This window comes from Curtobacterium sp. MCBD17_028, from assembly GCF_003234875.1.
GTDB lineage: Bacteria > Actinomycetota > Actinomycetes > Actinomycetales > Microbacteriaceae > Curtobacterium.
On sequence record NZ_QKTQ01000001.1, the window covers coordinates 332,536 to 345,843 of the forward strand.

11 protein-coding genes are annotated in these 13,308 nt (G+C 72.0%); all 11 read right to left on the reverse strand.

Annotated elements, in window-relative coordinates; translation table 11 throughout:
• Positions 1-3 precede the first annotated feature (3 nt).
• The 11 genes from DEI86_RS01530 to DEI86_RS01580 all read right to left on the reverse strand — a co-directional run bounded on the left by DEI86_RS01530 (position 4) and on the right by DEI86_RS01580 (position 13,307).
• Complete coding sequence (locus tag DEI86_RS01530) at positions 4-537, reverse strand: cell division protein SepF (RefSeq protein WP_111048623.1); 534 nt, start codon at positions 535-537, stop codon at positions 4-6.
• Between the two features lie 43 nt (positions 538-580).
• Positions 581-1,309 carry a YggS family pyridoxal phosphate-dependent enzyme gene (locus DEI86_RS01535; protein ID WP_258368404.1) on the reverse strand — a complete coding sequence of 243 codons (729 nt, stop codon included), beginning with the start codon at positions 1,307-1,309 and terminating at the stop codon, positions 581-583.
• Complete coding sequence (ftsZ, locus tag DEI86_RS01540) at positions 1,306-2,460, reverse strand: cell division protein FtsZ (protein ID WP_111008637.1); 1,155 nt, start codon at positions 2,458-2,460, stop codon at positions 1,306-1,308. The genes DEI86_RS01535 and ftsZ overlap by 4 nt, the downstream gene beginning before the upstream one ends.
• A 172-nt stretch (positions 2,461-2,632) precedes the next feature.
• Entirely contained in the window at positions 2,633-3,802 is a 1,170-nt protein-coding gene (locus DEI86_RS01545) for an FtsQ-type POTRA domain-containing protein (RefSeq protein ID WP_111048624.1), read from the reverse strand.
• Positions 3,799-5,232: a UDP-N-acetylmuramate--L-alanine ligase gene (gene murC, locus DEI86_RS01550; protein ID WP_111008635.1), complete on the reverse strand. Its 1,434-nt coding sequence runs from the start codon at positions 5,230-5,232 to the stop codon at positions 3,799-3,801. The genes DEI86_RS01545 and murC overlap by 4 nt, the downstream gene beginning before the upstream one ends.
• Positions 5,229-6,329, reverse strand: coding sequence for a glycosyltransferase (locus tag DEI86_RS01555; protein ID WP_111048625.1), 1,101 nt, complete (start codon positions 6,327-6,329; stop codon positions 5,229-5,231). The genes murC and DEI86_RS01555 overlap by 4 nt, the downstream gene beginning before the upstream one ends.
• Positions 6,326-7,657: a putative lipid II flippase FtsW gene (ftsW, locus tag DEI86_RS01560; protein ID WP_111048626.1), complete on the reverse strand. Its 1,332-nt coding sequence runs from the start codon at positions 7,655-7,657 to the stop codon at positions 6,326-6,328. The genes DEI86_RS01555 and ftsW overlap by 4 nt, the downstream gene beginning before the upstream one ends.
• Entirely contained in the window at positions 7,602-9,164 is a 1,563-nt protein-coding gene (gene murD, locus DEI86_RS01565; RefSeq protein WP_111048627.1) for a UDP-N-acetylmuramoyl-L-alanine--D-glutamate ligase, read from the reverse strand. Before murD ends, ftsW begins: the two co-directional genes overlap by 56 nt.
• Positions 9,161-10,267: a phospho-N-acetylmuramoyl-pentapeptide-transferase gene (mraY, locus tag DEI86_RS01570; RefSeq protein ID WP_111008631.1), complete on the reverse strand. Its 1,107-nt coding sequence runs from the start codon at positions 10,265-10,267 to the stop codon at positions 9,161-9,163. Before mraY ends, murD begins: the two co-directional genes overlap by 4 nt.
• A complete protein-coding gene (gene murF, locus DEI86_RS01575) occupies positions 10,264-11,730 on the reverse strand; it encodes a UDP-N-acetylmuramoyl-tripeptide--D-alanyl-D-alanine ligase (protein ID WP_111048628.1) in 1,467 nt (488 codons plus the stop codon). Before murF ends, mraY begins: the two co-directional genes overlap by 4 nt.
• Complete coding sequence (locus tag DEI86_RS01580; RefSeq protein ID WP_111048733.1) at positions 11,727-13,307, reverse strand: Mur ligase family protein; 1,581 nt, start codon at positions 13,305-13,307, stop codon at positions 11,727-11,729. Before DEI86_RS01580 ends, murF begins: the two co-directional genes overlap by 4 nt.
• Position 13,308 lies beyond the last annotated feature (1 nt).

The following is a 13,308-nucleotide window of genomic DNA, read 5'->3' on the forward strand; positions in this document are numbered from 1 at the left end:
TCCTCAGGACTGGGCGAAGAAGGACGCCTCGATGTCGGACTCTACCTCAGCGGGCTCGCCGCTCACCGCGACGTGCGCCGGCGACAGCAGGAACACCTTGCTCGTGACGCGCTCGATCTTGCCGTAGAGGCCGAGCGACAGGCCACTCGCGAAGTCGATCATGCGACGCGCGTCGCCCTCGGTCATCTGGGTGAGGTTGATGATCACGGGGATGCCGTCGCGGAAGCTCTCGGCGATGGACTGCGCGTCCTTGTACTCGCGGGGGTGGACGGTGAGGATCTCGTTCATTTCCTGGACCGGGGTCGCCTTCTGTGCGTGGGCGCGTCGGAGCGGGGTCACCTGCGCGCGCTGCTGGTTCTGGGTCGCGACGGACGCGACGGGTGACTGGGTGGGCGCGGGCGGAGCCGCCTGGACGACGGGCTGGGTCGCGACCGCGGTCGGCTGGGAGGGCGCGGCCTGGGCGGCCGGCTCGTCGTACTCGACGTCCTCGTCGGCGAGGCCGAGGTACACCATCGTCTTGCGCAGCGGGTGGGCCATGGTTCCTCCGGGTGGTGGGTGCTCGTGCGTGTCCAGTGCGAGATTAACGAGGAGCCGGGCGGTTTCCGGTGATTGCCGTCCCGATCCGAAGGTGTGTCGCGCCCTCGAGCACGGCGTCGGGGTAGTCGCCGCTCATGCCGGCGGAGATCGCGGTCGCCGACGGCGCCACCGCACGCACGCGCTCGGAGATCGCGCGGAGCCGGGCGAACGCCCGACGGGGCTCCTCGTCGAGCGGAGCGACGGCCATGACGCCGCGCAGGCGGACGCCGCCGGATGCCAGCACCTGCTCGACGAGTGCGTCGACCTCGGACGGCTGAGCGCCACCGCGTGCGGGATCGGTGGTCAGGTTCACCTGGACGAAGCCGTCGATCACCCGCGGGTGCGGCTCGCCCTCCGTCGGTGCGAGCGCGTCGACGACACTGGCCCGGTCGAGCGACTGCACGACGTCCGCGTAGCGACGGACCTGCCGCGCCTTCTTGCTCTGGAGCTGGCCCACGAAGTGCCAGCGCAGCGACAGGTCGGCGAGCTCGGCCGCCTTGGCCTGCGCCTCCTGGTGCCGGTTCTCCCCCACGTCGGTGACGCCGAGTGCGGCCAGGGACCGGACGAGTGCAGCCGGGTGGTACTTCGTGACGACGACGAGCGTCAGCTCGTCGACGCCGCGCCCCGCGGCTCGCGCGGCGTCGGCGATGCCGTTGCGGACGGAGCCGAGCCGTTCCTCCAGACCGGGTTCCCCGGACGGGAGGGGCGGCTCGGCCCCGTCCACCCGACTCACTTCAGGAAGTCGGGGACGTCGAGCTCGTCGTCGTCGTCGTCGAACGCCGGGTCGGCTGCGCGCTGCACGGGCGGCTCGTGCTCCTGCGTCGCCCAGGAGGCGACCGGAGCGGTCTCGTCGTGCGCGTGGCTCGCCGCGACCGGGGCGGTCGTGTCCGGGTCGACGTAGCTCGACCGGCGGTCCTTCTGCTGCTGCCCGGACGGCTCCCCGCCGTCGAAGCCCGCGGCGATGACCGTGACCCGGACCTCGTCGCCGAGGGTGTCGTCGATGACCGCACCGAAGATGATGTTCGCCTCGGGATGGACGGCCTCCTGCACCAGGCGGGCGGCGTCGTTGATCTCGAAGATGCCGAGGTTCGACCCACCCTGGATCGAGAGCAGCACGCCGTGCGCGCCGTCGATCGAGGCCTCGAGGAGGGGCGACGCGACCGCGAGCTCGGCGGCCTTGATCGCACGGTCCGCGCCGCGTGAGGAACCGATGCCCATGAGTGCCGACCCGGCCCCCTGCATGACGCTCTTGACGTCGGCGAAGTCGAGGTTGATGAGTCCCGGGGTCGTGATGAGGTCGGTGATGCCCTGGACACCGGCAAGGAGCACCTGGTCGGCGGTCGCGAACGCCTCGACCATGCTGATACCGCGGTCGCTGATCTCGAGCAGGCGGTCGTTCGGCACGACGATGAGCGTGTCGACCTCGTCCTTGAGCGTGGCGACGCCGTTCTCGGCCTGCGCCTGACGGCGCTTGCCCTCGAACCCGAACGGCTTCGTGACGACACCGATGGTGAGCGCACCGATCGACTTCGCGATGCGCGCGACGACCGGCGCGCCGCCCGTCCCGGTGCCACCGCCCTCACCCGCGGTGACGAACACCATGTCGGCGCCGGCGAGGGCCTCCTCGATCTCCTCCGCGTGGTCCTCGGCGGCGCGACGGCCGACCTCCGGGTCGGCACCAGCACCGAGCCCACGGGTGATCTCGCGGCCGACGTCGAGCTTGACGTCGGCGTCGCTGAGCAGGAGCGCCTGGGCGTCCGTGTTGATCGCGATGAACTCGACACCGCGGAGACCCAGTTCGATCATGCGGTTGACGGCGTTCACGCCGCCGCCGCCGACGCCGACCACCTTGATGACGGCGAGGTAGTTGTGGTTCGTGGTCACGTTGGTCCGGCCTCCGGTAGTGCTCTCCGAGAGCAAGCCTCAACCTCTGGTTGAAGTTCAGGGATTTTGCTGGTATGGGTACTGCTGACGACGCTAGGGGTGCCCCTCCGAACGAGGGACGACGCCACGCCGCGTGTCGCAGGAGCGACCCGCGAATCGGCGTGCACGCCCATCATCCCGCGGATCGCTGCTGCCGCACGATCCCGTTGTCGGGCGCCGAGACGTCGTACTCCACCTTGCCCGAGGGCGCCTGCGACGTCATCAGTGCCGCGAGGAGCCGGGCCTTCGCGGCGGAGTCGTCGGGACTCCCCCAGACGACCTTCGCACCGGAGTGCAGGGTGAGCGTCACGTCGTCCGACGTGCTCGCGGTCACCTGCGTCACCGTGGAGCGCACCGAGGTGGGCAGCGCCAGCACGACCTCGGTCATCGACCGGAAGGCCGTGCTGCCGAGCTGGGACGGCTGCACCGCCGCGAGCGGCATCCCGGCGGGCTGTTTCGGGTCGGACTCGACGACGATGCCCGCGGGGTCGACGAGGTCGTACCCGGACCCGGTCTTCACCGCCACGATCGGCTCGCGTTCGGTCACCGTGATGACGAGCGTGTGCGGCGGAGCCTCCTCGGTCACGTAGCTCGCGATGAGCGGGAACCCGGCGAGCTGCCGCTTGATGGCACCGAAGTCGATCCGGGCGAGCGGCGTGCCGAGCTGGCCGTCCACCGCGTGGAGCACCTGCTGCCGGTCGACCCGGTCGGTGCCCCGCACCTCGATCGTCCGGAGCGCCATGAGCGGTGAGTACACGGCCACGACGACCGACAGCACGAGCACGAGCAGCACCGCGCCGGATGTGAGCCACGCTGCACGCCGGTGGCGGCTCCGCCGCGTGAACCGACGGACCTCCTGGCGCTCCACCAGACGCCGACGGCGGCGGGCCTCGCGAGCGGTCTCGGCGGCGCGGACGCCCGCGCCCAGCGGCCGCTCGTGGTCGCCGTCGGGATCCTCGGCGGCCTCGGCGGCCCGTGCGGCACGCGCGGCGGCGCGCTCCTGCGCCACGGGGTCGACGAAGTCCTCGTCCGGGCTCAGAGCACGGAACCGGCTGGCCAGTGCGGTGATGCCCGCGCCGAGCCGCTGACCCGTCGCACCGGTCAGGAGGCTCCGCGCACCATCCGACGGCGCACCACCCGGCGTCGCACCACCCGGCGTCGCACCACCCGGTGTCGCACCACCCGGTGTCGCACCACCGCGAGCGCTCGCGTCCGTGTCCGACGCGGCACGGTCCTCATGCGGCGGCGCCGGACGCTCCGGGACCGGCAGCGAGCCCGGGTCGAACCCCTCGGGACGCTTCACCGTGCCGGGGCCTCCGCCGCGACTCGGCCGCCGTGCAGGTCGGCGAGCACCTGCGGGATGATCCGGTAGACGTCGCCACAGCTCAGCGTCATGACGATGTCGCCGTCCTCGGCGAGGTCGGCGGCACGGGCCGCCGCCTCGGACCAGTCCGGCAGGTAGTCGACGCGCGACTGGTCGGTGAACCGCTCCTGCACGAGCGCTCCGGTCACCCCGGGCTCCGGGTCCTCACGGGCGCCGTACACGTCGAGCACGACCGTGTGGTCCGCGAGCTCCTCGTAGACGCGGGCGAAGTCCCCGGCCATGAGCCGTGTGCGGGAGTACAGGTGCGGCTGGTGGATCGCGATGACGCGGCCCTCGCCGACGACGCTCCTCGCGGCGCGCAGCGCCACCGCGACCTCGGTCGGGTGGTGCGCGTAGTCGTCGTAGACGCGGACGCCGCGCTCGGTGCCGTGCAGTTCGAACCGCCGCTCCGTCCCCCCGAAGGCCTCGACGCCACGGACGGCGTCCGCCGCGTCGACCCCGAGCCCGACGAGCACGGCCACGGCCCCCGCCGCGTTGATCGCGTTGTGCCGCCCGGGTACCCGCAGCGCCAGGGGGTGTGCGACGCCCGCGACGTGGACCACGGCCTGCACGCCGGCGGTCTCGACGACATCGGTCACGCGGACGTCGGCGTCGTCGGCCTCACCGAACGTGACGATGGACGGTGCGTGCGCGGTCGCCCGGACACCGGCCGTGACGCGTCGCGCTCCGGCGTCGTCGCTCGAGATCACCACCCGCTCGGACGCGCGCGAGGCGAACGTCACGAACGCGTCGATGAACGCGTCCTCACTGCCGTAGTGGTCGAGGTGGTCGGCGTCGACGTTGGTGACGAGGGCGATCGCGGTGTCGTAGAGCAGGAACGAGCCGTCGGACTCGTCCGCCTCGACGACGAAGGTGTCACTCGCACCGCTGCCCGAGCTGACACCGAGGGACTGGATGACGCCGCCGTTGACGAAGTTCGGGTCGAGGCCGAGCTCCACCAGGGCCGTGACGATCATGCCGGTCGACGTCGTCTTGCCGTGCGCGCCCGCGACCGCGACGAGCCGCCGGCCCGCGATGAGCGCTGCGAGGGCCTGCGACCGGTGCATGACCGGCAGACCGCGACGCCGGGCCTCCAGGAGTTCCGGGTTGTCGGGCCACAACGCACTCGTGACGACGACCGTGTCGGCGTCACCGACGTTCGCGGCGTCGTGGCCGATGCGGACGTCGGCACCGAGTTCGCGCATGCGTCCCGTCGTCGCGGACTCCCGGGAGTCCGACCCGGTGACCCGGTGCCCGGCGGCGAGGAACATCCGTGCGATGCCGCTCATGCCGGAACCGCCGATGCCGATGAAGTGCACGGTGCCGAAGTCGTCGGGGATCGGTTGCGACAGGTCGGGCTTGATGGTCATGGTTCCTCCGTCCGTCCCGCGCCGCGCCCGCGGAGCGCGTCGATCACGAGGTCCGTCATGCGATCGGCGCCGTCGCGGTGTCCGACGCTGCCCGCGCGCACCGCCATGTCCGCGATCCGCGCCCGGTCCTGGAGGATCCCGAGCAGGTCGAACGTCACCCACTCGGGCAGGAACGCCTCGTCCGCCACCAGGACCGCGCCGCCGGCCTCGACGACGTCGCGGGCGTTCAGCCGCTGCTCGCCGTTGCCGACAGGATACGGCACGAGCACGCTCGGCAGGCCGACGGCGGTGAGCTCGCAGACCATCCCCGCGCCCGATCGGGAGACCACGAAGTCCGCGGCGGCCATGGCGAGGTCCATGCGGTCGCAGTACTGCAGGACGTGGTACCCCTCGAGCGACGAGGGGCCGATGTCGGACTTCGCGCCCACGATGTGCAGGATCTGCCACCCCACCCCGAGCACGGCGGCCGCGGCGCGGTGGACGGTCTCGTTGATCCGTCGCGCGCCGGAAGAGCCTCCGGTCACGAGCAGCACCGGGCGCGCGGGGTCGAGACCGAACGCGGCCAGCCCCTCGGCGCGGGCGGCGCGTCGGTCGAGCGTCTCGATCTCGCGCCGGAGCGGCATGCCGACGAGGCGGGCGTGCGGGAGGCGCGTGTTCGAGAACGTGGTGCCGACGTGGTCGGTGAAGCGCGCGGCGAGGCGGTTGGCGAGCCCCGCACGGGCGTTCGCCTCGTGCACCACGAGCGGGACGCCCGTCCGCCGTGCGGCGATGTAGGCCGGCGCGGCGGCGTACCCGCCGACGCCGAACACGGCGTCGATGCCGCGATCCCGGATCAGGGCCTCGGTGTGGGCCACGGTGCGCCGGAAGGCGCCGGGGAACCGGACAGCCGCCGCGTTCGGACGGCGCGGGAACGGCAGGCGCGGGATGGTCGCCAACTCGTAGCCGCGCAGGGGGACGAGCCGCGCCTCCAGGCCCTCGGCCGTGCCGAGCACGAGCACGTCGTCGTCCGGACGACGCTCGCGCAGCCGGTCGGCGACGGCGAGGAGCGGGTTGACGTGCCCCGCCGTGCCTCCGCCCGCGAAGAGGAAGCGGCTCACCGAGCACCCCGTCCGGGGTTCGCGACCCGGCCGGCACGCGCCGCCGCGGCCGCCGCGGATCGCTGCGCCGCGACGAGGTGCCCGTCCACGGGTACTGCGGTGTCGGCGTCCGGAGCCACGCGGGCGAAGGACAGGACGACGCCGATCGCGACGAGCGTCATGATGAGCGCCGAGCCACCCGCGGATATCAACGGCAACGGCACGCCGAGCACGGGCAGGAGGCCGAGCACCACGGCGATGTTGACGAGTGCCTGCCCGACGATCCACACCATCACCGCGCCGGTCACCGTCCGCACGAACGGGTCGCGGGAGGTCCGGATCACCTTGACGAACCCGATTGCGAGGACCACGAAGAGGACGAGCACGACGATCGCGCCGATGAGCCCGAGCTCCTCGCCGATGATCGCGAAGATGAAGTCGTTGTCCGCCTCGGGCAGCCACGACCACTTGAGCTTCGAGTTGCCGAGGCCGACACCGAACACCCCGCCGGACGCGAGCGCCCACATGCCGTGCACGGGCTGCCAGCAGAGGTCCTGGTACTGGTTCGAGTTCGTGCAGCCCGACAACCAGGCGCTGATCCGGGACGACCGCGAACTCGATGACATCGTGAGGAACGGGACGACCACCGCGATCGCGAGCACACCCACCCCGAGGTGCCGCAGGCGGGCGCCGCCGATGAACAGCGCACCGAACACGAGCAGCATCATGATGATCGCGGTCCCGAGGTCCTTGCCGACGAGGACGAGCCCGATCGAGCCGAGCGCCGCGAGCCCCACGGGGATGAAGACCTCGCGCCAGTCGTCGAGCTTGTCCCGCTTGGCGTAGATGATCGCACCGATGCCGAGCGCGAGGGCGAGCTTGAGGATCTCGGACGGCTGCGCTGTGAAGGAGCCGATCCGGATCCAGTTCCGGTTGCCCTGGATCGAGTACCCGAGCGGTGTGAGCACGACGAGCGCCTGCACGATCAGGCCCGCGACGACGATCCGCATCGCCCACTTCCGCCAGAAGCGCACCGACAGCCGCGATGCGACGAGCATGAGCGGGACGCCGATCACGGCGTACATGCCCTGTCGCGTGAAGGCCCCGAAGAAGTCCTTCGTGGCCGCGTACTGCTCGACGCTCGACGAGGACAGGACCATGACCACGCCGAACACGACGAGGAACAGGGTCACCCCGAGGATCGTGTAGAACGCGCCCGTCTCGGCGACGAACAGCTGGCGGACCGCGACCACGGCCCCGTTCGCGCGTCGAGCGGCCGCACCGGCAGACCGGTCACCGCCCCCGGTCCGGGTCGTCCCCGTGCGGACGGTCGTCGGCGGGTTCGCCATCGGCGTCTCCTCCCAGGTGCTCGTGGACGGCCGCCGCGAACCGGCGCCCCCGGTCCGCGTAGGAGCCGAACTGGTCGAACGACGCGGCAGCCGGGGCGAGGAGGACCGTGTCGCCGGGTCGTGCGACCGCGGCGGCATGCCGGACCGCCTCGGGCATGACCTGCTCAGTGTCCGATGCGAGGACCTCGACGAGGGGCACATCGGGCGCGTGTCGTGCGAATGCCGCGAGCACCGGTGCGCGGTCCGTCCCGATCACGACGGCCGCACGCACCTCGGGTCCGAACCGGGCCACGAGGTCGTCGACGTCGACGCCCTTGAACAGGCCGCCGACGATCCACACCACGTCCTCGAAGGCCGCGAGGGACGCCGTTGCAGCGTGGGGGTTCGTCGCCTTGGAGTCGTCGACCCAGCGCACGCCGTCGGCGACCGCCACGAGCTCCGTGCGGTGGTGGTCGGGACGGAACCCCCGGACCGCCTGACGGATGTCGGCGGGCGTCACACCACCGGCGCGGGCGAGCGCCGCCGCCGCGAGCACGTTCATCGTCATGTGCGGCGACGCGAGGCCGGCGAGCTCGAGGTCCGCCTGCGCGGCCAGTTCGAGCGCGGCGTTCCGCCGGTCGTCGAGGAACGCACGGTCGCACAGCACGTCCTCGACCACCCCGACGTCGCCCGGCGCCGGGACGCCCGGGGTGAACCCGACGGCACGGCACCCCTCGACGACGTCGGCGTCCTCGACCATGCGCCGCGTGGCCTCGTCGACGACGTTGTAGACGCACGCGACGACGGTGTTCGCGTAGACCTTCGCCTTGGCGTCCCGGTAGGCCGCGGCGGATCCGTGCCACTCGAGGTGGTCGTCGGCGAGGTTGAGGCACGTGGACGCGAGGGGCACGACGGCGCCCGGTCCGGTCGTCGGCATGCTGTGCAGCTGGTGGCTCGAGAGCTCGACGACGAGCACGTCGTACCCGTCCGGGTCGCGGACGACGTCGAGCACGGGGACGCCGATGTTGCCGCAGGCCGCGGCACGCCAGCCCCCGGCCGCGTACATCGCCTGGGTGAGCTGCGTCGTGGTCGTCTTGCCGTTCGTCCCGGTGATGAGCACCCACGGCGCGGGTCCGCTCGGACGCACCACCTTGTCGCGGACGCGCCAGGCGAGTTCGATGTCGCCCCAGACCGTGCTGTGCTCGACGGCCCAGGCGAGCGTCGGGTTCGACGGCGGCAACCCGGGTGACGCGACGACGAGGTCCGGGGCGGCGACGACGAGCTCGTCCGGCACGGTCGCCAGGGAGGTCCGCACGAACCGCGCGCCGATCACGCCGAGCAGCTCGACGCGGTCCTCCGGGGCGTCCTCGGACCACACGGTGACCTCGCTGCCGAGTTCGACGAGGGTGTCGGCGACCGAGAACCCGGTGGCGCCGAGCCCGAGCACCGCCACGCGGAGCCCACGCCATCCGGTGGCGTGCCAGCTGGTCAGACCGTCGAGCCGGGAGGCCCGGGTGGGTCGTGTCATGCGTTGGCTCTCGTGATCCACTCGAGGTAGAACAGCCCGACGCCGGCGGCGACACAGAGTCCGGCGATGATCCAGAACCGCACGACGACCGTGACCTCGGCCCAGCCCTTGAGCTCGAAGTGGTGGTGCAGCGGACTCATCAGGAAGATGCGCTTGCCGTGGGTGATCTTGAAGTAGGCCCGCTGCAGGATGACCGAGCCGGTGACGATGAAGAACAGGCCGCCGATGAGGACGAGCAGCAGCTCCGTCCGGCTGAGGATCGCGAGCGCGGCGAGGGCGCCCCCGAGGCCGAGCGAGCCGGTGTCACCGAGGAAGATCTGCGCCGGCGACGTGTTGTACCAGAGGAACCCGATGAGCCCGCCGCAGATCGACGCGGCCACGACCGCCAGGTCGAGCGGGTTCGTCACCCGGTAACACGCGTGCACGACGCTGTCGTCGAGTCGCGCTCCGCCGCACTCCTGGTTGTACTGCCAGAAGCCGATGAAGATGTAGGACGCGATCGCGAGGATGCTCGACCCGGTCGCCAGCCCGTCCAGCCCGTCGGCGACGTTGACACCGTTGGACGTGGACACCGTGAGGAACACGATCCACGCGAGGTAGAGCACGGTCCCGATGACGGTGCCGAGGGCCATGAAGTCGAGCCACGGGATGTCCCGTACGGCCGAGATCATCTTGGACGCCGGGTACTGTCCGTGCGCGTTCGGCACGACGAGGGCGACCGTCGCGAAGATCACGCCCACGATGACCTGCCCCAGCACCTTCGCCCAGCCGCCGAGCCCGAGGCTCCGCTGCCGACGCACCTTGAGGAAGTCGTCCACGAACCCGACCACGCCGAGCCCCACCATGAGGAACAGCACGAGCATCCCGGACAGGGTCACGGTGTCGCGGCCGGCGAGGTGCCCCACGAAGTACCCGATGACGGACCCGAGGATCAGGACGATCCCGCCCATGGTGGCCGTCCCGCGCTTGGTGTGGTGGGACTGCGGACCGTCGTCGCGGATGAACTGCCCCCACCCGAGTCGGTGGAAGAGCTTGATGAACAGCGGGGTGAGCAGCAACGTGAACACGAGCGACACCGCCGCGGCGATGAGCAGTGCGATCATGCCGGAACACCTCCGATGCGGTCACCGAGGTGTCGGAGACCGGCGGACTTCGAGGACTTGACCAGGACGACGTCGCCGGGGCGGAGCATGTCCTGCAGGGTACGGACGGCGTCCTCGGCGTCCTCGACGTAGACCGACTCGCCGTCCCACGATCCCTCGAGGGAGGCGGCCTGGTGGATGGGGAGCGCTCCGGGCCCGACGACCAGGAGCTGCCCGATGCCGAGGCGGACGACGAGCCGTCCGATGCGGTCGTGCTCCTCGACGGAGTACTCGCCGAGCTCGGCCATCTCGCCGAGCACCGCGACGGTGCGCTCGCCCGGACGGGCGATCTGCGCGAGCGTCCGGAGCGCGGCGGCCATCGAGTCCGGCGAGGCGTTGTACGCGTCGTTCACGACCGTGACGCCCTCCGGGCCGCCGTGGAGGAGCTCCATCCGCCACCGCTCGGCGCGCGTCATCGTGGCGAGCGCCTCGGCACCGTCGGCGAGCGGGACACCCCACTCGGCGGCGACCGCGAGCGCGGCCGTGGCGTTCATGGCGTGGTGCTCGCCGAGGATGGCGAGGCGGACGGTGACGGTCTCCTCGGCCTGGTTCGGGCCTCCCGGCACCGCCGACGCATCCGTGCTCCGACGGGTCAGCGTGAACGCGGTGCCGTGCCGGTCGCTCGTCAGGTCCCCGATGCGGTACGCGGCGTCCGGGGAGGTGCCGAAGCCGACGACCCGTGCGGCTGTCAGCGCGCGCATCGAGGCAACGCGGTCGTCGTCGATGTTGAGCACGGCGGTCGCGGTCGACGGCAGGTCGGTCACCATCTCGGACTTCGCGCGCTGGGTCGCCTCGATCCCGCCGAACTCGCCCGCGTGCGCGAGTCCGACCTTGAGGACGACCCCGACGTCCGGCTCGGCGATGCGGACGAGCTTCGCGATGTGCCCGACACCGCTCGCGCCCATCTCGACGACGAGGAACCGCGTGTCGTGCGTGAGTCGCAGCATCGAGATCGGCGCGCCGACGTGGTTGTTGAACGAGCCCTCGGGTGCGACGGTCTCGCCGTGCCGGGACAGGATCGTGCGCAGCATGTTCTTGGTGCTCGTCTTGCCGTTCGAGCCGGTGATGCCCACCACCCGCAGGCGGCCGCCGGCGCGGACCCGGGCGACGACCTCGTGCGCGAGCGCGGCCAACGCGCCGTAGCCGTCCGCGACGACGATCTGGGCGACGTCGGCGTCCGGCCGGCCCGCCACCTCGGTCGCCGTGACGCGCTCGGTGATCACGAGCGCCGCCCCCGCCGACACCGCTGCGGGGACGAACAGGTGGCCGTCGGTCGTCTCGCCGGCGAGGGCGAAGAACACCGACCCGGGCCCGACGAGCCGGGAGTCCGTCTCGACGGAGCCCTCGATGACCCGCTCGGGCGCGCCGGCGACGAGTTCGCCGTCCACCGCCGCGGCGACCTCGGCGAGGGTGAGCGCGATCACCGGCGGGCCTCCCCCGGGGTCCAGCCGGCCTCACGGAGGGCGGCGCGTGCTTCGTCACGGGCGGAGTACTCCGTCCGGACCCCGCGGATGTCGCGGTAGTCCTGGTGTCCCGGTCCCGCCCAGAGGATCGAGTCGCCCTCGCCGGCGAGCGACACGGCGTGCCGGATGGCGGCCTCGGGCGGCGTGACCTCGTACAGCTCGTGGTCCGGGTAGGCCTCGCGTGCGGCGTCGACGAGCGTCTTGCGGATCGACGCCGGGTCCTCGAATCGCGGGTGGTGGTCGGTGACGACGAGCACGTCGCTGCCCGCCGCGGCCACGCGGGCCATGTCCGCCCGCTTCGTCGTGTCCCGGTCGCCGTCCGCGCCGAAGAGCATGATCACGTTGCCGGGCGTGAACTGCCGGACCGCGGCGAGGGTGTTGAGGAAGGCGTCGGGGCTGTGCCCGAAGTCGACGTAGACGCTGGGTCCCTCGTCGCCGGAGACCCGCTCGGTGCGGCCGGGGAGGTACGCGTCGATACCGCTCGTGCCGTCCTCGTGGCGGAGGGCCTGCTCGATGGCGCCGAGCTCGAACCCGCCTTCGACCAGCATGACGATCGCCAGTGCGGCGTTCGCGGCCATGTGCCACCCGATGAGCGGGACGCGGGTGGTCAACCACCGGCCCTCGGGGCCGGTGAGCCGGAACTCGGTGTACGCGGCAGCGGCCTCGGTGATCTCCACGCGCCACTCGGCCTCGACCTCGGGTCGGACCGTGATCGTCGTGACCGGGATCCGGGACTCGGCGACCACGCGCGCCCCCCACTCCGAGTCGAGCGAGACGACGCCCCGACGCCCGTGTTCGGGTTGGAACAGGGGCAGCTTCGCCTGGAAGTACTCCTCCATGTCGGCGTAGTCGTCGAGGTGGTCGTGGCTGAGGTTCGTGAACGCGACGACGTCGAACACGATGCCGTCGACCCGGTGTCGGCTGAGGGCCTGGGCGCTCACCTCGACGGCGACCGCGCGCACCTCGCTCTCACGCATCCGGGCGAGGAGCGCGTGCATCTCGCTCGCCTCCGGCGTCGTGAGGCGGCTCGTCACGCTGAGCTGCCCGATGTGCCGCTCCGCGGTCGAGCTGAGTCCCGTGACGAGCCCGAGCTGCCCGAGGACCGCCTCGAGCAGGTAGGCGGTGCTCGTCTTGCCGTTCGTGCCGGTCACGGCGAAGAGCTGCGGCAGGTCCTCGGCGTCCTGCGTCGTGCGGTACACCCACGCGGACACGTCTCCGAGCGCCGCGCGCGGGTCCTCGACGACGATCACGGGGAGACCGCTCGGTGCCGCCAGGGCCACCCCGGCGTCGTCCGTCATCACCGCGACGGCACCACGCTCGGCAGCGTCAGCCGCGAACTCGGCCCCGTGACGGTGCGCTCCGTGGACGCCGACGAAGACGTCCCCCGGCTGCACCTCGGCGGCGCTGAGGGTCACGCCGGTGACCTCGATGCCGTCCGACGAACCGACGACGCGCAGGCCGAACGCGTTGACGAGTTCGGCGAGCGGGCGTGCGGCCGGGTGTTCGGGACGGAGGACCGGAGGGATCCGAGCGGACACG